The organism is Streptomyces sp. NBC_01481, from assembly GCF_026339995.1.
Classification (GTDB): Bacteria; Actinomycetota; Actinomycetes; order Streptomycetales; family Streptomycetaceae; genus Streptomyces.
Genome location: NZ_JAPEPT010000001.1, coordinates 772,392 through 791,152, shown reverse-complemented (window position 1 = coordinate 791,152; position 18,761 = coordinate 772,392). Strand labels below are relative to the sequence as shown.

General features: G+C 69.9%; 13 protein-coding genes. 5 read left to right on the top strand and 8 right to left on the bottom strand.

Annotated elements, in window-relative coordinates; all coding sequences use genetic code 11:
• Positions 1-62 precede the first annotated feature (62 nt).
• The 7 genes from proB to rplU form a co-directional block, all read right to left on the bottom strand.
• Entirely contained in the window at positions 63-1,190 is a 1,128-nt protein-coding gene (gene proB, locus OOK40_RS03665) for a glutamate 5-kinase (RefSeq protein WP_266476433.1), read from the bottom strand.
• Between the two features lie 85 nt (positions 1,191-1,275).
• Positions 1,276-3,384, bottom strand: coding sequence for a hypothetical protein (locus OOK40_RS03660; RefSeq protein WP_266476431.1), 2,109 nt, complete (start codon positions 3,382-3,384; stop codon positions 1,276-1,278).
• A gap of 150 nt (positions 3,385-3,534) precedes the next feature.
• Entirely contained in the window at positions 3,535-5,034 is a 1,500-nt protein-coding gene (locus OOK40_RS03655) for a bifunctional cytidylyltransferase/SDR family oxidoreductase (RefSeq protein WP_266476429.1), read from the bottom strand.
• A gap of 193 nt (positions 5,035-5,227) precedes the next feature.
• A complete protein-coding gene (locus OOK40_RS03650; protein ID WP_266476428.1) occupies positions 5,228-7,282 on the bottom strand; it encodes a glycosyltransferase family 4 protein in 2,055 nt (684 codons plus the stop codon).
• A gap of 229 nt (positions 7,283-7,511) precedes the next feature.
• Positions 7,512-8,948: a GTPase ObgE gene (gene obgE / locus OOK40_RS03645; RefSeq protein WP_266476426.1), complete on the bottom strand. Its 1,437-nt coding sequence runs from the start codon at positions 8,946-8,948 to the stop codon at positions 7,512-7,514.
• A gap of 121 nt (positions 8,949-9,069) precedes the next feature.
• Entirely contained in the window at positions 9,070-9,324 is a 255-nt protein-coding gene (rpmA, locus tag OOK40_RS03640; protein WP_142217134.1) for a 50S ribosomal protein L27, read from the bottom strand.
• Positions 9,325-9,338: 14 nt separating this feature from the next.
• Entirely contained in the window at positions 9,339-9,659 is a 321-nt protein-coding gene (gene rplU, locus OOK40_RS03635) for a 50S ribosomal protein L21 (RefSeq protein ID WP_223774625.1), read from the bottom strand.
• 307 nt (positions 9,660-9,966) lie between these two features.
• Here rplU and OOK40_RS03630 point away from each other — a divergent pair, with 307 nt between their 5' ends.
• Entirely contained in the window at positions 9,967-11,793 is a 1,827-nt protein-coding gene (locus OOK40_RS03630) for a hypothetical protein (protein WP_266476422.1), read from the top strand.
• A gap of 76 nt (positions 11,794-11,869) precedes the next feature.
• Entirely contained in the window at positions 11,870-12,472 is a 603-nt protein-coding gene (locus OOK40_RS03625) for an acyltransferase (RefSeq protein WP_266476420.1), read from the top strand.
• Between the two features lie 71 nt (positions 12,473-12,543).
• Here the strand turns inward: OOK40_RS03625 and OOK40_RS03620 are convergent, their stop codons facing one another.
• The gene (locus OOK40_RS03620) at positions 12,544-13,599 is read right to left on the bottom strand and encodes a hypothetical protein (protein ID WP_266476418.1); all 1,056 of its coding nucleotides are present in this window, start codon (positions 13,597-13,599) and stop codon (positions 12,544-12,546) included.
• Positions 13,600-14,008: 409 nt separating this feature from the next.
• Here OOK40_RS03620 and wecB point away from each other — a divergent pair, with 409 nt between their 5' ends.
• From wecB to OOK40_RS03605, 3 genes are all read left to right on the top strand, one after another.
• Complete coding sequence (gene wecB / locus OOK40_RS03615; protein ID WP_266476415.1) at positions 14,009-15,112, top strand: non-hydrolyzing UDP-N-acetylglucosamine 2-epimerase; 1,104 nt, start codon at positions 14,009-14,011, stop codon at positions 15,110-15,112.
• Between the two features lie 166 nt (positions 15,113-15,278).
• A complete protein-coding gene (locus OOK40_RS03610; RefSeq protein WP_266478839.1) occupies positions 15,279-16,634 on the top strand; it encodes a glycosyltransferase in 1,356 nt (451 codons plus the stop codon).
• Positions 16,631-18,754, top strand: coding sequence for a glycosyltransferase family 1 protein (locus OOK40_RS03605; RefSeq protein ID WP_266476412.1), 2,124 nt, complete (start codon positions 16,631-16,633; stop codon positions 18,752-18,754). Before OOK40_RS03610 ends, OOK40_RS03605 begins: the two co-directional genes overlap by 4 nt.
• The last annotated feature ends 7 nt before the right edge of the window (positions 18,755-18,761 follow it).

Genomic DNA, 18,761 nt, shown 5'->3' with positions numbered 1-18,761 from the left:
CGGACGGGATGTGGGGCGCTTTTGGTGAAGGTCTCCGAGAGAAGACGGGACTTTCAGCCGATTCAGGGGTGCAGGACGACCAGATCGTCCCTGTGTACGACTTCACGCTCGTATGCCGGGCCGAGTTCCTCGGCGAGTTCCCGGGTCGAGCGGCCGAGCAGCTGCGGGATTTCCTTGGCGTCGAAGTTGACGAGCCCACGGGCCACGGCCCGGCCCGCGGTGTCGCGCAGCTCGACCGGGTCGCCCGCGCTGAACTCACCCTCGACGGCGGCGATCCCGGCCGGCAGAAGCGACTTCCTGCCCTGCACCACTGCCCGAACCGCGCCGTCGTCGAGGGTCAGTGCGCCCTGCGGGGTCGAGGCGTGGGCGAGCCAGAGGAGCCGGTCGGCCGAGCGGCGTCCGGTGCTGTGGAAGTACGTGCCGGTGGCGCGGCCCGCGAGGGCGTCGGCCGCGCGGACTGCCGAGGTGAGGACGACGGGGACACCCGCCGCCGCGGCGATCCTGGCGGCCTCGACCTTGGTGACCATGCCACCGGTGCCGACGCCCGCCTTGCCCGCGCTGCCGATCTGTACGTGTGCGATGTCCTCCGGGCCGCGCACCTCTTCGATCCGCGAGGTGCCGGGCCTGGCCGGATCCCCGTCGTACAGCCCGTCGACGTCGGAGAGGAGGACAAGCAGATCGGCCCGTACGAGATGGGCGACGAGGGCGGCGAGCCGGTCGTTGTCGCCGAAGCGGATCTCGTCCGTGGCGACGGTGTCGTTCTCGTTGACGACCGGGACGGCGCCCATGTCGAGCAGCTGGTCCAGGGTCCGGTAGGCGTTGCGGTAATGGGCGCGGCGGCTGGTGTCGTCGGTGGTGAGGAGCACCTGGCCGACGCGTACGCCGTAGCGGGCGAAGGAGGCTGTGTAGCGGGCGACCAGCAGGCCCTGGCCGACACTGGCGGCCGCCTGCTGGCGGGCGAGGTCCTTGGGGCGGCGGGCCAGGCCCAGCGGTGCGAGACCGGCGGCGATGGCGCCGGAGGAGACCAGCACTATCTCCTTCTCGCCGCCGCTGCGGACCTTGGCCAGCACGTCGACCAGGGCGTCGACGCGGTCGGCGTCGAGCCCTCCTGATGCCGTGGTCAGCGAGGACGATCCGACCTTGACGACGATCCTGCGGGCTTGCGTTACCTGCTGTCTTGCCACTGTCACAGTGCCGAATCTATGCCAGGGCGCGGGGCGGGTGCGCGGTCATTTCACCGGCTGGACAGCGCACACCCACTCCGCGTCACGCAGTTCAGCGTGCGACCGGGGTCGACTCCTGGGACTCCGCGTCCGGGGTCTCCGACTCGGGGTCGAGCTCGCCGATGAGCTGGCCTCCGATGCGCTGCTCCACACCGGCGTTGCGTGCCTCGGCCTTGGCCGACAGCCGCCGTACGGCCGCGTTGAACAGCTCGATCGAGCTGGGCTCGTCCGGGCCGAGCAGATAGCGCTTCAACTCGCGTCTGGCGTCCACCAGCTTGTCGCCGGAACGATCCGCCACCGCGTCGAGCAGCTCGCTCAGTTCCTCGGCGCTGTTGGAGAGGATGACCGCGGCCCGTACGGCGGTGTTCTGCCGCTTGAACTCCTCCTCGCCCAGTTGGCCCGAGTCGGTCACGGCGTAGGGCTTGCCGCTCGCGATGAAGTCCGAGACCACGCTGGAGATGTCGGAGACCATGCCGTCGGCCTCGTTGAAGCAGTCGTACAGCTTGGGCTCGGAGCCCGCGACGACCCGGTGCTCCCACCAGCCGCAGGAGCGCCAGTACGCGTCGTTCCACTCGGCCCGCAGCCTCTTGATCTCGGCCTGGCGCTCCGGGTCGGCGAGGGAGACCCGTGACTCCTCCGACTCGTCGCCGCCCGCGCGGCCGGGCTTGGACAGCTCGGCCAACCGGGCCTGGATACGGGTCAGTTCGGCCTTCGCCTCGGCCTGGTCCGACTGGGTGGCGGCGGCTTCGCCGGCCCAGCGGGGGTCGACGGCACGCTCGGCGGCCGCGGCGCGCACCATCGCGGTGATGCGCTCGTGGACGGCCAGGGCCTTCTTGTTGCGGATGCCGGTGAAGGGGTGCGGCTTGTAGATGACGCGGACCGGCTTCTCGGCCTCCAGCAGCCGCCGGACGATGTTCTCGCCTGCCAGCAGCAGGGAGGTGTTGCCCGGATTGTCGTCCCAGCCCTCCCAGGTGGGGGCGTACAGCACCGTGGGGATGGGGTTCTTCGGGGTGCCGGCCCATGAGGTGATGGGAGCCAGCTGCGGGCGGCCCACCTCGACGATGTCCTGGTCGCGCACACCGACGTCGGCCAGGGCGTAGCGGTCGCGGCCCGCGCGGCCCGCGGTCCACACCTCGTCGTACACCTTGCTGAACGGGTTGACGCTGGCCAGCTTGTCGCTGTCGCCGTGACCGATGAAGACGTGCTTCATGGTCGGCACGCGCAGGTTGTGGATGTTCTTTCCGACGTTGGCCGGGTACAGCGCGACGCGGACCGAGGACAGGTCGAGGCTCATCAGATGCATGCCGCCGGGCACGCAGATGACCGGTACCGCGGTCGCGGTGAGCTTCTTCACCATGCCGCGTTCACGCATGATGATCAGCGGCCGGCCGTCGATCTGCTCCATCGTCTCGAGCCACATGTTGACCTGGTACGCGGACTCGTCGGAGCCGGAGAAGTACAGGACGACGGTCGGCTGGTACTCGCGCAGCCAGGTCTGGACGCCCTTGAGCACGGCGGCCGCGCCCGGCACCCGGCGGCTGCGCCGCAGATACGGGACGAGGGCGGCCGTGTAGAGCACTCCGAGGACGAGAGTGACGGCGACGCCCACGTATCCGATGACGTGCTTGCCGGTCCCCGCGGCGATCACCACGCCGACCATGGCCGGGATGTCGAGGTGGAGCATCTTCTCGCCGGAGCGGCGCAGCAGCGCGTTCGGCGGCGCGTCGGGGATGCGTACAGCGTTCAGGTCGACGTTGCGCGTGACGACCGGCATCGTGCGGCGCAGGCGGATCAGGGTCGTGAGCGCGCCCTGCGGTGCCTGGAGGCCGTAGAAGATCAGGAACCCGGCGACGGCCGCGTAGAAGAAGTTGGTCTCCGCCAGACCCTCACGGGCGAGCAGCAGAACCAGCAGCAGCTGACGCAGCAGGAAGCGGATCGGCAGACCGGCCCGGACCTTGTTGAGCCGGTTGACCAGGTAGCTGCCCTTCTGGTGCAGATACCAGTCGGCGAGGTAGGTCACGGCAGCGGCAGCCGCGAAGAACCAGAGGTTCGGGATCAGTGCGGCGATCATCACGCACGGATAGCCGAGTCCCATCAGAGCCGCTGCGGCCAGCTCTGACCGGCTGCCGACGCGAGCGAGTCGAATGGCGGTCGAAATCACGAAGAACCTGCTCCAAGGGGGTGCCGGTTGATTCACGTTTGGCGGGTTTTGTGAAGGTGGGGCTTCACAAACTCGGGCCTCTGTCCTCGCCTCAAGGTTTTCGCCTCAGGGCGACCACAAAGGCCCGATAATTACTTTAACGAACGATTGTTACACATCTTCCTGGCGGTCCAGAACGGCTTCGAGGGCCTTCTCGAAGTCTGATGCCTCGCTCGCCTCACGCGTCGGATCCTGCTGCCGGACATCGATGACATGGCCGGTGAGTTCGGACAGCAGGACGTCCAGCGAGGTCCTTGCCACGGCCTCGGAAGAGAGCAGCGAGCCCTCCGGTTCCGTGCCGAAAGCCTTGGTGCGCATGGGAGTAGCGGTGCGCTCGGGATTCACGCAGTTGACGCGAATTCCGTCGCCCGCCCATTCGTCGGAAAGGGCCTGGGTGAGATTCACCATGGCCGCCTTGGTCGACGAATAGAGGCTGTACTCGGCGCGACCGCGGGTGTAGCTGGAGGAGGTGTAGAGGAGCAGCTGCCCCTTCGTCTCCGCCAGATACTTGTACGAGGCACGAGCGATCTGCACCGGCGCGAGGTAGTTGACGTTCAGCGCTTCCTGGATGGTGCTGTTGTCGGTCTCGGCCAGCTTGCCGATACGCAGCACACCGGCCGTGTTGATGACGTAGTCGACCCGGCCCGTCTCGGCATACGCGCGGGAAAGAGCGTCGTCGACATGCTCGGGATTCTCCACGTGCGTACCGGTGGTGGAGCGGCCCAGCGCGTAGACATGGGCGCCGTACTGCTTCGCGATGGCGCAGATGTCCGCGCCGATGCCGTACGAACCACCGAAGACCACCAGCGTCTTGCCGGTCAGCAGCTCGCGGTAGGCGGCGGCGTCGGCCTGGCGCGGGGCCGCGCTGGATGCCAGCTGGAAGAGCTTGTCGGCGATGAAGACGTCGACCGGCTGCGTGACCTTCATGTTGTACTCGTCGCCCGCGACCACATAGATCGGCACGTCGGGCAGGTACCTGAGCACGACGCTGCAGTCGTCGGTCGCCTGGAAGTTGGGGTCGCCGGCCGCGATCTCGTAGGCCCGCCGGATGGTGGAGAGCTTGAAGGCCTGCGGGGTCTGGCCACGGCGCAGCCGCGAGCGGTCCGGGACGTCGGTGATGAACTCGCCGTCCTCGCCGTGGGTCCGGGTCACGATGATCGTGTCCGCGGACGGAATTGCGACATCGACGGCCTGATAGCGGTCGAGGGCGTCGACGCACGCCTTGATCACACGCTGTGACAGAAGCGGACGGACAGCGTCGTGGAAGAGGACGTTGTGGTCCTCACCCTCGGCAAGCCCCTCGCTGAGCGCCTCGATGGCGCGCTCGGTGGTCTCGTTGCGGGTCGCGCCACCCTCAATCACCTTCGTCACCTTGGTGAGTCCGGCCCTGGCGATGATCCGCTCCACATCCGGCACGAAACCCGGCGCCATCAGTACGATGACGTTGTCGACGGACTCCGCCTGCTCGAAGATCGACAGTGTGTGCTCGATAACGGCCTTGCCGGCAATCTTCAGCAGCTGCTTCGGGATCGCCAGTCCCACTCTCTGACCGGTACCACCGGCGAGCACAACGGCTGTAGTGCGGGGCTTGGCTACGTGCGGCACAGACACAGACGACCGACCTACCTTGCGACGAATGGGGGACGGGCTGATGGTCGCACTCTCCGTGACGGTCTCGCAAGGCGGTGGTCAAGCACCCCACACCTCCGCGAAACCGGGCGTTCACCCCCTGGACAGGGGATACTGCTGGGTCCCGGCGCCCAGTCCGGGTGACTGAAACCACAGTTGCCACGAGTGCGCACGGCTACTTGATCGGCTTGTCGACAACGTTCAGTACGAGCTCATTGGCCGCGCTGTAGAAGACCTTGACCGTGACCAGCTCCTGCGGTTTGCCGCCGAGTCTGCGGGCCACCCCGCGCAGCGTCGCCAGGGGGCGTCTCTTGCGCAGGTCGATGCCGGGATACGGGAAGAGGGAACCCTTCTCCACCACGTCGTCCAGGACCCGCGCGAGCCTGACCGGCTGCGCGTCGGGCGCAGGGCGCAGCCACAGGTCCCAGACGTCGTGCGCATCCGACTGGCGGTCCGCCGGAGCCGCGCACGGGACGGTGGCCCGGAAGCCGTCCGCTCCCTCGCGGCTCGCCGGGAACGTCAGCTCGGCGTGAGCCTTACCACGGCGGCGCAGCAGCAGAGCCGGGTCGCCGGCGGGAGTGCCCGGGGCGAACAGCCGCCCGGAGATGGTGATCTTCTGCCCAGTGAGCCGGATCTCACCGACCTCGGCGTGGACCGGCCTGACCCAGGACCGCAGGGAGAGCACTCCCTTCTTCACATACGGGACGAGATTGCGGACCGGGCCGCCCGCGGGCGTACGGGCCACGGCCCGCATCGATCCGCGCTGGTCGACGGCCCGGGCCGCCAGCGCGATCCGCTCGCCGTCCGGCAGCTCGACCTGGCAGGTCCACACGCCCTCCGGGAACTGGGCACCGGCCGGCACCCTCGCCCGCCCCTCCGCGTCGAACGCGAAGCGCCGCGCCTCGACCGCGGCGTCCGGGTGCGTACACACCAGGTGCAGTCCGGCACCACGGCCGACGGGCCGGCCACCGCCTGGGACCAGACTGACCGTCAGCCCGCCGTCATCGGCAACCAGGCAGTCGGCGAGGGGCGTGAACTGCTCCCCCGCCGCCCTCGCTACGTGGCCCGCGCCTCCGCGCGAGGCCGTGGCCGCGCCCAGCTCCGCGAAGAGCTCCTCGTACTGCTTGGCGACCGGACCTGGGGCGAAGCGACGCGCGTTGCGCAGCGCGGCCGCGCCCATCCGGCGGCGCAGTTCCTCGTCGTCGATGAGCTTCAACAGGGCATCGGCGATGGCCTCGACGTCACCGACCGGGACGAGCAGCCCGTCCACCCCGTCCTCGATGATCTCCCTCGGGCCGTAGTCGCAGTCCGTGCTGACGACCGGCAGACCGCAGCGCATGGCCTCCACGAGCGTCATGCCGAAGGATTCGTGCCGTGAAGTGGAAACTGCGATCGCGCCCTTGACCCACTCCGGCTCGATGGGCGAACGGGGACCCATGAGATGGACGCTGTTGTAGAGGCCGAGCTCGTCGATCTTCCGGCGGAGCCGGTCCTTCTGGTTGCCCCAGCCGCAGATCCGCAGCGTCCACTCGGGCCGGGCGGCGACGACCTTGCCGAAGGCCTCGATGAGCACTTGGTACTTCTTCTCCGAGGCGAGGCGTCCCGCCACCACCACGGTCGTCCCGGAGGTGTCGGACGGCACAACCATCGGCTCGGGCACGCTGTTGGGAATGGCGAGCACGCGGGTGCCGGGCAGCGGCATCTGCGCGCGGTAGGAGGCGGCGTCTCCCTCGGAGACCGTCACAAAGGCGTCGAGCCGTGCGAGGTGGTCGTACATCTCGGCGCGCAGCTCGGGCTTGTGATGGTTGTGCGTCATGTGCTCCTGCCCGATGAGCACGGCGCCCTCCGGGCCGAACTGCGCGACGTACGCGACGAGTCCGGGCCGGGTTCCGATGACCACATCCGCGTCGGAGCCCGCGTAGTGGGCCTGCACCCGCTCGTCGGTGAGCCTGCTGTACTCCTTGTACCGCGCCTCGGACCGGGGCAGGCACGCTGCGGGCTCCAGCTGGAGCGGGTGCTTCGTCTCGTTGGACGGGGAGGCGGGGCGGGTGTCGACGAGGGGTACGACGGTGACGCGCGGGTCGATGGCGAAGATCGGGTCGTCGCGGTGCCGGAAGACCGAGACGATTTCCACCTCATGCCGGTCGGCGAGTTCCTCGGCGAGGTTCAGCGTGGTCCGGATGGTCCCGCCGATGCCGTAAATCGTGTGGATGAGGAAAGAAATCTTCATCGACGCTCCGTTCCGTGTACCGGGGCGATACGCCCCACCCCCGCGTACAAGACGGTCATTGGGGGCGAGAGGTTGCGCCGCTTCACGCAATGGAGCGAATCGGACGGGCTTGTTCTCCAAGCCCGTCCGGCGATCGGAGCCGAACCCTTGGAACGAACCCTGCATCCGGGCTTCGGACGGCTGCGCCGGACTCCGTCCGCCGACCCGGCTCAGCCATCCGGCACGTTCCCTAGAAGGGGTCGAACTCGTCGAACTCCCGCTGCGCGTCGTCCCGTTCCGCCTCGCGGTCCCGGCGGCGCTGGGCCGCGGGGCGCGGGGCCTCCAGGCGGTGGTCCTCGCCGCGGCGGCCGAGCATCTCCGCGCCCGCCATCATCGAGGGCTCCCAGTCGAAGACGACCGCGTTGTCCTCGGGGCCGATGGCCACGCCGTCGCCCGCGCGGGCACCGGCCTTCATCAGCTGGTCCTCGACGCCGAGGCGGCTGAGACGGTCGGCCAGGTAGCCCACGGCCTCGTCGTTGCTGAAGTCCGTCTGGCGGACCCAGCGCTCCGGCTTCTCGCCGCGCACCCGGAAGAGGCCGTCCTCCTCCTGCGCGACGGTGAAGCCCGCGTCGTCGACCGCCTTCGGGCGGATGACGATGCGGGTCGCCTCCTCCACGGGCTTGGCCGCGCGCGCCTCGGCGATGATCTCGGCCAGGGCGAAGGACAGCTCCTTCAGGCCGGTACGCGCCACCGCGGACGCCTCGAAGACGCGGTATCCGCGCGCCTCGAGGTCCGGGCGGATCATGTCGGCGAGGTCCTGGCCGTCCGGGATGTCGATCTTGTTGAGGACCACGATGCGCGGACGGTCGTCGAGACCGCCGTACTGACGCAGCTCCTCCTCGATCACATCGAGGTCGGAGACCGGGTCGCGGTCGGACTCCAGCGTCGCGGTGTCCAGGACATGCACCAGCACGGAGCAGCGCTCGACATGGCGCAGGAACTCCAGGCCCAGGCCACGGCCCTGGCTGGCGCCGGGGATCAGGCCGGGGACGTCGGCGATGGTGTAGACGGTCGACCCGGCGGTGACCACGCCCAGGTTCGGTACGAGCGTGGTGAAGGGGTAGTCCGCGATCTTCGGCTTGGCCGCGCTGAGCACCGAGATCAGCGAGGACTTGCCCGCGCTCGGGTAGCCGACGAGGGCCACGTCGGCGACGGTCTTGAGCTCCATGACCACGTCACGGGCCTCGCCGGGCTCGCCGAGCAGTGCGAAGCCGGGCGCCTTGCGTCGCGCGGAGGCGAGCGCCGCGTTGCCGAGGCCGCCACGGCCGCCCTGGCCCGCGATGAAGGTGGTGCCCTGGCCGACCAGGTCGGCGAGCACATTGCCCTGCTTGTCGAGGACGACGGTGCCGTCGGGGACAGGCAGGACCAGGTCCTGGCCGTCCTTGCCGGAACGGTTGTCGCCTGCGCCGGGCTGGCCGTTGGTGGCCTTGCGGTGCGGGCTGTGGTGGTAGTCGAGCAGCGTGGTCACCGACTGGTCGACGACCAGGATGACATCGCCGCCACGGCCGCCGTTGCCGCCGTCGGGGCCGCCGAGCGGCTTGAACTTCTCCCGGTGAACGGAGGCGCAGCCGTGGCCCCCGTTACCCGCGGCGACATGCAGCTCGACGCGGTCCACGAAGGTGGTCATGGGTGTGCCTCCAGAAAGTACGGAATGTCTCTTACGTAACAAGCGAAAGGCGGACCCGCTTCCCGATCAACGGGAAGCGAGGTCCGCCCTCGCGAAGCAAACCGCTCTACGGGCGCCTGAGTCAGGCGACCGGAACGATGTTCACTACCTTGCGGCCACGGCGAGTGCCGAACTCCACCGCGCCGGCGTCCAGCGCGAACAGCGTGTCGTCCTTGCCACGGCCGACGCCGTTGCCCGGGTGGAAGTGGGTGCCGCGCTGGCGGACCAGGATCTCACCGGCGTTGACGACCTGACCGCCGAAGCGCTTCACGCCGAGCCGCTGAGCATTGGAGTCGCGACCGTTCCGAGTGGACGATGCGCCCTTCTTGTGTGCCATGTCTCCTCAGTCCCTTACTTCGCAGCCGTGGGGATGCCGGTGACCTTGATCGCCGTGTACTGCTGGCGGTGACCCTGGCGACGGCGGTAGCCGGTCTTGTTCTTGTAGCGAAGGATGTCGATCTTCGCGCCCTTGTGGTGGTCCACGACCTCGGCCGTGACCTTGATTCCGGCCAGCACCCACGGGTCGCTGGTCACGGCGTCGCCGTCGACAACGAGCAGGGTCGAGAGCTCGACCGTGTCGCCAACCTTGGCAGTGGGAATCTTGTCAACCTCAACGATGTCGTCAACAGCAACCTTGTGCTGACGACCACCGCTGCGCACGATGGCGTACACGCGGATCTCACTCTCGCTCGGAACGGATCCCCTGATGCCAGCCGCTCGCACGGGCCGAAGCCCGCGACGATCCGGAAGGATGAGCGGCCTCTCCTGAACGGGCAGAGCCGTCGGGAGGGAGTTGCTCAGGGGTGGGTGTGCATGGAAACACACCGAGGGTCAAGGTTACGGGGCCCGCCCCCAGGGGGTCAAACCGGGTACCCGGCCCCCGTCTCCCGGGGACCCGGCCCGCGTCTCTGGTGCATGCTCACCGCGGCCTGTTCAATATCAGCTCGTGTCCCTGCGCTCCCTCATCACTATGCCTCGCATGCTCCGCCACGGCTCGGCCGTGGGCGCGGATCTGCCACCGGACGAGGCCGTCACCGTCGGTGCTGTCGCCGACCCCGCCCTGCGTGCCGCGCTCTCCGCGGCCGCGAGCGGCGATGCCGCGCCCGCCGGCGAGCTGCTCGCCGAGACCCGGCTTGGCGCCCAGTGGGAGCGGCGCAGTGTGTGCGTCTCGGAGCTCGCCGAGTGCGCGCTGCACAGCCCGGGCTGGCTGGAGGACTGGCTGGCGAAGTCGCCGGATGACCCCGACGCGGTGCTGGTGAAGGCGGATCTGTGCATACAGCAGGCCTGGGAGATACGGACCGGCCACCGCGCCCGGCATGTGTCCCAGGACCAGTTCCGGGCGTTCTTCGCGCTCCTGGAGGACGCTGTTCCGGTCATCGCCGCCGCGGCCGAGCTGAACCCCACCGACCCGGTGCCGTGGGAGATCGCGCTCACCCACGCCCGCGGCATCCAGGCGCCCCGCGATGTGTTCGACGCGTACCGGGCGGAGGCCGTCGCCCGCGCGCCGCACCACTACGGCTGTCATGCGACGGCTCTGCAGTACCTGTGCGACAAGTGGTACGGCTCGCACGAGGAGATGTTCGCGTTCGCCGAGCGGGCCGCCGAAGGGGCGCTGCCGGGCTCGAAACTGCACGCGCTTCCGCTGCTGGCCGCCGTCGAGTACGAGGTGGTGTCCGACGACTCCACCGAGGACGGCCCGATCGACCGCGCCCGGGTCGAGGCCGCCGTGACCCGGGCCCTGGAGCTGTCGGGCTGGTACGAGCCGGGCGACCCCGAAGCCGCCGGTTTCCGCAACCACCTGGCTCTGATGCTGATCTTCGCCGAGCGCTGGAGCGAGGCCCTGGAGGTCTTCCGGGCGATCGGCGTGCACGCCCGCGAATTCCCGTGGGCGTACGTGGGTGACAGCCGCAAGGAGTTCCTGGAGTTCCGTCTCGGCGTACGGATGCAGGTCGCCTCCCAGACCCCGTTCTTCAGCCGCCCGCCGGGGCATGCCCGGCCGGCCGCTCCCGTACCGGCCGTCCCGGCGCCGCGCTCCCTGGCGATAGCGGCGGCCCGCCTCCACCAGGTCGCCGAGGCAGCTCTGATGTGCGGTATCTCGCTCCGTATCGCCCCCGCCCCGTCCGCGACGGGGATGAGCTACGTCGAACTCGTCCCCGACGCGTCTCCCGGCAGACGCGCGAGCCTCCTCGCCGGCGAGGAGATGCTGACGGCGGCCGCGGACAACTTCACCACCGGCGAGAAGTGGCCCGCCCTGGTGCTGCGCCGCACCGCCGACCGCTGCGGCTTCACGCTGTTCCACAAGGGCAGGGCGCGCGCCTCTCATCTGTGGGACCCGGCGGCCCCGGTCACCGACCACGCGCAGGCCACCGCCACCGCGCAGGCCCTCGCCGCCGTCTTCCCCGCGGTGGACCCGCGCCCGCTGGTCTCGCTGCTGCGCGGTACCGACAGCCCCGCCCGGCGGCAGTCGGAGCTGGTGGCCGCGCTCGGGCTGCCCCCGCTTCCGGACGGCTTCGGCGAGCGCGACGAGATCCTGGACGGCGTGCCCGGGGCGCAACTCCTGGCCAAGCGAGGGGTGTTCAAGGGCATCCGCGACACGATGTCGACGGACCTGGGCACCCCGGCCCTGCCGGTCCCCCGCCCGCGGCGCTGGTGGGTGCTGCGCATCGTGGGCCTGACGATCCTCGTCCCCGCGGCGGCGTACGCCTGGTGGTCCCCGCACGTGAGCTGGTACCGCACGATCGTCCCGACGGCGGCCGCGCTGTACCTGGCGCTCCAGCTCAGGAAGGCGCGGGCCCAGCGGCCATGAAAGGCACGCACCCAGCCATGAAAGGACGGCGGGCCGTATGCTCGCCGGGCGAAGCAGCGCACCGGAAGGCAGAACAGTGAACTACAGGGTCCAGCCCACCGCCCAGGTCGACGAGACCGCCGTCATCGGCGCCGGGAGCAGCGTCTGGGAGCTCGCCCAGATCCGCGAGGGCGCCAAGCTCGGCGAGGGTTGTGTCGTCGGCCGCGGCGCCTACGTCGGCACCGGCGTGCAGATCGGCGACAACGTCAAGCTGCAGAACTACGCCCTGGTGTACGAGCCGGCGGAGCTCGGCGACGGTGTCTTCGTCGGCCCGGCCGTGGTGCTCACCAACGACCACAACCCGCGCTCCGTCGACCCCGACGGCAAGCAGAAGCGCGGCGGCGACTGGGAGGCCGTGGGCGTCAAGGTCGCCGAGGGCGCATCGCTCGGCGCACGCTCGGTGTGTGTCGCGCCGGTGCGGATCGGACGCTGGTCCATGGTCGCCGCGGGCGCGGTCGTCACCAAGGACGTACCGGACTTCGCGCTGGTCGTGGGCGTGCCCGCCCGGCAGATCGGCTGGGTCGGCCGGGCCGGTGTCCGTCTCGTGGAGCGCGAGGGCGAGGCGGGCGTCTGGGAGTGCCCGCAGTCCGGCACGGTGTACGTGGAGAAGGACGGCGTCCTCGCCGAGCAGGCGGTCTGACGCGGCGGCTCCGCCCAAGGCATGCGAAACCCCCCGGACCGGGTCCGGGGGGTTTCGCATGCCTGTCTCGGTCAGACCCGGCTCCAGGCCTCCATCGCCAGGCCGGACTCGTCCTTCTGGCGCGTGACCCGCAGCGTGCCGTCCGTACCGAACGCCGCCATCACGACCCGGCCCCTCGCGTCGATCGCGAGCGCCGGAGCGCCCACGCAGGGCTCACCCGTAAGAGTCCAGCTGACACCCGAGGACTCGTCCTCGGTGGGATACGCGGCCAGCGCCGGGCGGCCGGTGGCGGCGTCGCGGTGGGCGAGGATCGTGCAGTCGTGACCGTCGACCGGGGTGCGCAGCAGCGCGACAGGTCCGGTGCCCGAACCGTTGCCGAGCGGGGCCGCGTCGGAGGTCGGGCGCCAGGCGCGGACCGTGTTGTCCCCGGCGTCGTGCCAGAAGTGCGTGAGCCGGTTGCCGCCGGTGCGCTCCGAGCTGAGCGAATCGGCCGCGGCCTTGGCGGGGATGTCGTCGGCGCGCTGGAACTTGACGCCCGGCGTCTCCTGCTCCCAGCGCATGATGTGGTCCGCGGTCGGAACGAGCAGCTCCATCAGGCCGTCCGGAGTCAGCGAGGCGGAGACCGTACCGACGCCACCGCTGCCCTTGAGGTCGGCCCACTTGTTCCACTTGCCGGAAGGCACCTGGGCGCGTCCGCAGACGCCGCCGCCCGCATTGCGTACGAACACATGCAGCGAGCCCTCGGCGTCGATCACGGCCGACGGGAGGCCGATCTGGCCGGCGAGATCGGGGTCGTTCGGGTACGGGGAGCCGAGCGGATACCAGTCGCGTACGGCGAGGCCGGACTGGTACTGCACGGCGTACACCACATCGGTGCCGGTCCGGCCGTCCGCGAGGCGGCTGCGGCGCAGACTCACCAGGTGGACATAGCCGTCGGCGCCCTGGGCGATGGAGAGATACGGCAGCACGCCGCGTCCGGGGATCACTTCGGGCCCGGTCCACTGGGGGCCACCGGGCCGGGTCTCGGTCCAGCGCAGCACGCCGTCCGAGCCCGGTGCGTACGCTGTGAGCCTGCCGTCCTTGCCGCGCACCAGCCAGCCGGTGGTGGGGGCCGACGACGTGTCCACGGTGGGTATCGGCGCGGCCTTTCGGCTCGGCGGCTCGTCCGAGCCGCGCGCAGATTTCCGTCCGGACCAGACCGCCATGGCTCACCATCGTCTTTCGCGTGACCACCCCGCAAAACTTGCGCGACGATAGTACGACAGGTTCGCGGCACCGACCGGGCCGCAGCGGCCCTCACTCCCGTGCCGGGTTCACGAAATCGTTATCGAGGACGCGCGCCCCCGCGCGAAGCCCCGGCCGCCGGTCCGCTCACCTCGGCCATTGCCTACCATTGCGTGGAGCACCCCTGGGAGCGCGCGCTTCGCCGGGCCGGTCCGGCCGCGTCGGCGGTGGCGCGATCGCGCGGGGTGTCCGCCCGCAGTATGAGACTGTGGCACGCCCCGCCAGTGACCTGACCCAGAAGAAGAGTGTTCAGTGAAAGTCATCAGCATCGTCGGTGCCCGTCCGCAATTGGTGAAGCTCGCCCCCATCGCGGCCGCGTTCGCCGAGACCGACCACGAGCACGTCATCGTGCACACCGGGCAGCACTACGACGCCGACCTCTCCGACGTCTTCTTCGACGGTCTCGGCATCCCCGACCCGGATGTCCACCTCGGTGTCGGCTCCGGCAGCCACGGCGTCCAGACCGGTTCGGTGCTCACCGCGCTCGACCCGGTGCTCGAGCGCGAGCAGCCCGACTGGGTCCTCGTCTACGGCGACACCAACTCGACGATCGCCGGTGCGCTCTCGGCGGTGAAGATGCACCTGCCGGTCGCGCACCTGGAGGCCGGTCTGCGCTCCTTCAACCGGCGCATGCCCGAGGAGCACAACCGCGTACTGACCGACCACTGCGCCGACGTTCTGCTGGCCCCGACCGAGGAGGCCATGCGCCACCTCGCCGACGAGGGCCTCAAGGACCGCGCCGTGCTGGCCGGTGACGTGATGGTCGACATCTGCCTGCGCATCCGCGACGCGGTGCTCGCCGGCGAGCACGCCGCGCCCGCGCTGCCCGAGGGCATCGACCCTTCGAAGCCGTTCCTGCTGGCGACCCTGCACCGGCCCGACAACACCGACGACCCCGAGCGCCTGGCCGCGATCATCGGCGCCATGGCCAAGCTCCCGGTGCCGGTGGCGCTTCTCGCGCACCCGCGCCTGGTCGCACGAGCCGAGCAGCACGGCATCGAGCTCGCGCAGGGCTCGGTGCACGTCGGCCGTCCGCTGCCGTACGCGGGTCTGGTCGCCGCGGTGCTGGCCTCGACCGGTGTGGTCACCGACTCCGGTGGCCTGCAGAAGGAGGCCTTCCTCCTGGAGCGGATCACGACCACGATCCGTCCCGAGACCGAGTGGGTCGAAACCGTCGACACCGGTTGGAACGTCTTGGTTCCCGACCCGCACGAGCTCTCCGCCGACGAGTGGGCCGCCACGGTCACCCGCGCCGTTCCGACGGCCGACCCGGGCACCCCCTACGGCGACGGACGAGCCGCGCAGAACGTTGTCCGGATCATGGAAGAGTGGAAGGGGGGCAGCCGGCGCGTGTGACGGACAAGCGCCTCAATGCAGGCTCTAATCCGTACTTGTCACCGTGCTAGCGTCACCGTTTATGTCAGCGTCTCCCAGGTCCGGGCTGCCCTCAGAAGGTCCGCGACCGCACGTCATCTATCTCGCCATCGGCTTTCCGCCGGCTGCGAAGAGCAGCGCCTACCGCATGCGCGAGACGGCGAACCAGTTCTGCAAAGCAGGCTGGGACGTCACCGTCGTCAACATCGCCCAGGAGTCCTGGGAGCGGGACTCGGGTGTCGACCTCACCCTGCTGGAGCAGGTCGACCCGCGGGTGAAGATCGTCGAGTTGCCGCTGTCCCGTGAGGACCTGGAAACGGACATCCGGCTCTACAGCGAGGACCGCGCCCTCAACCCCAACAGGTGGGTCTCGCAGCTGCGCAAGCGGCAGCAGAAGGCCTTCCCCGAGCCGAACTTCGGCGAGTGGCGCGGCGATCTGGAGCGGGCAGTGCTCGACATCCACGCGGAGCACCCGGCCGATCTGCTCGTGGCCAGCTGTGTTCCGTACGTGAATCTCGCCGCGGCCTGGAAGCTCTGGGAAGAGGCCAAGGTCCCGTACGCCGTGGACTTCCGCGACGGCTGGTCGATCGATGTGATCACCGGCATCGAGGCGTTCACCAAGGACTCCGAGATGGGCCGCTGGGAACAGAAGGTCCTCGACAGCGCGGTCTCGCTGTGGGTCGTCAACGACCCGATCGCCGACCACTACCGCGCCCGCTACCCGGAGTTCGCCTCCCGCGTCGAGGTCGTGCGCAACGGCTACGACGCGGACAGCTCGCCCGGCCGCGCCCACAACCCCGACCCCGAGTCGGGTCTGGTCTTCGGCTACCTCGGCACGGTCAACTTCACACCCGCGCACCTGGAGACGGTGCTCAACGCCTGGCGCGCGGCCCGTGAGAAGGAGCCGCTGCTCGCCAACGCGCGCTTCGAGGTACGCGGCCACATCGGCAACGGAGCGGGCCGCGAGGCGAACAAGCACTCCGAGATGCTCAAGCAGGCCGAAGCGGACGGCGTGTTCTTCGGCGGTCCCGCCGCCAAGGCCGAGGTCTCCTCCATCTACGCCCGCTGGGACGCCATGGTGCTCATCCTGATCGGCGGTCGCTTCGTGACCTCCGGCAAGGTGTACGAGTACATGGCCACGGGCCTGCCGATCGTCTCGGCGCATGTCGTCGAGCACGACGCCTCGAACGTTCTCAACGGTCATCCCCTGTGGACCGGTGCCGTCGGCATCGACGAGGAAGGCCTGGCGGAGTCCTTCGTGAAGGCGGCCCACATGGCCGTCGAGACGAGCGACAAGGTCCACGCGGAAGCGATGGCGCACGCCGACCAGTTCACCCGTGAGGCCCTGATGTCCCTCGCCGTGAAGAACCTCGTCGACCGGCTCGCCACCGAGCACGGTGTACCGGCCGCGCCCGCGGAGAGCATTGTCCCCCTGACTGCCGAAGCCACGGATGTGGACGACCTCTCATCGAAGTCGATCGTCGCCGGAGGTCCCACCCCGTGACCGATGTGTTGCTCGTCGCCGCCGCCCAGCCGCAACTCGGCGTGCTGGCCGGCGCGGTGCAGAAGTTCCGCGCCCAGGGCGCCCGCGTCTATCTGGCCTGCGCCTTCGACACTAAGAGCTGCCAGGAGGAGCTCGACCGGCTCGAGCTGGACGGGTACCAGGCACTGCCGTACGGCATAGGGCATCTGCGCACCGCGACCCGCCGCAGGCTGCGCAGGCTCCCGGCGAGCCGCCGCCTGTGGATCCAGATGCGCCGCAATCCGTGGCTGCGCCGCCACGGCCTGGGAGCGCAGCAGCTCGTCGCGCTCGACGCCAACGCCGTGTACACGGTCTGGCGGCTGTCCCAGTACACCGACGCGGACGCCAGCTTCGGCATCGCGCCTGCGCTGCGGGCCCTGTCGGACCCGCAGCGGACCCCGGCCCCGGCCAGGCGGAGGGCTCTGCCGCCCCGCTCGGTGATCGTCAGCGATGTACGCCGTCAGGCCAAGGCGCTGCCCGAGACCGTGATCCGTACGGCCACGGCGCGTCCCCTGATGCGCAGCAGCGTCGGTGCCCGGCTGTGGCGCACCGCGCTCGCCGCACCCGGCGTTCCCGCGAACGTCCGGGCGCGCCTGTCCCGCCAGGTGGCCGAGGGCATGCGCTGGGCCGGCCGGCCGGGCGGCGCGACGCTCGCGCTGACCACCGCCGCACAGCGCATCTCGGACCCCGCGATCAGGACGGCGCTGCTGGACGAGGCGGCCAAGACCGAGCTCAAGAGGGGCATCGCACCGCGCGCCTTCGACAGCACGGTCAAGGAGCTGCTGACCGCCGCGGACGAGCAGTACACGTCCGGGGATCCCGAGGGCGCGGCGTCCACGCTGGACCGTGCGCTCGTCCTCGGTTTCCACCGGGTCGTCCACATCGACCAGCTCAGCTCGCCGCTGGCCAGTGACCCGGCCGCCTTCTCGGCGCCGGTGCACGGCTCGGCGGTCATGAAGAAGATCCAGCAGCCGCAGGGCAGGAAGACCCCGGCCGCGACGCCTCCGAAGGACCGGCCGCTGCGGCTGCTGGTCACCACGAGCGCCAACGACAACTTCCTCAAGCTGATCCTGTCCCACTACGAGGCCCACCAGGGCGTCGAGGTCCGCTACCTGGACCTGGCGTCCACGCCGGCCATGAAGCGCATCTCGTGGGCCGGCCGGCGGATGATAGAGAACCGTCTCGGGGGCGAGGCCCTCTATGCGGAGCAGGTCGAGCAGCTGATGCGGCCCCATCTGGACTGGGCCGACACGGTGTTCCTCGACTGGTGTGTGGCACCGGCCGTGATGCTCACGACGATCGACCCGGGCGACACCCGGATCGTGGTGCGCCTGCACAGCTACGAGGCCTTCACCCGGTGGCCGCACCTGGTGGACTTCTCCCGCGTCGACGACCTCATCTATGTCGCCGACCATGTGCAGGACCTGACGACCGCTCTGGTGCCTCAGCTCCGCGGTCCCGAGGCGCCTCGTACGCACATGATCGACAACGCCATGGACCTGAGCGCCTTCAACCGCGCGAAGCCCGCCGACGCCCGCTTCAACCTCGGGCTCATCGGTGTCTCCCAGGTGGCGAAGGACCCGCTGTGGGCCCTCGACGTCCTGGAGCGCGTACGCAAGCAGGACGAGCGCTACCGGCTGCTGCTGGTCGGCAGTGACATGGATCCCAAGACCAGCCGTGCCACCAAGGACTACCTGAAGGAGTTCGAGCGACAGCTCGAACCGCTGGTGGAGTCCGGTGCGGTGGTACGTCTCGGGCCGACGGACGACGTACCGTCCGCGCTCACCGGGATCGGCACGATCCTGAGCTCCTCGGTGCGTGAGGGCTGCCACGTCGGTCTGATGGAGGGCGCGGCAAGTGCCGCCGTCCCCGTCGTGCGCGACTGGCCGTTCTACGCCGGACGCGACCACAGCGCCCGCACCCTCTACCCCGAGGGCTGGGTCGTGGGCTCCCCGGAGGAGGCGGCGAAGCGCATCCTCGAAACCACGGCGACCGAGGAGAGCTGGCAAAACGCGGGCAAGCTGGCCTCCGAGCACGCGCTGTCCGCATGGGACTGGCCGGTGGTGAGCCGTCGCTTCGACGAACTGCTGCTCGGCGAGTAACACGTAA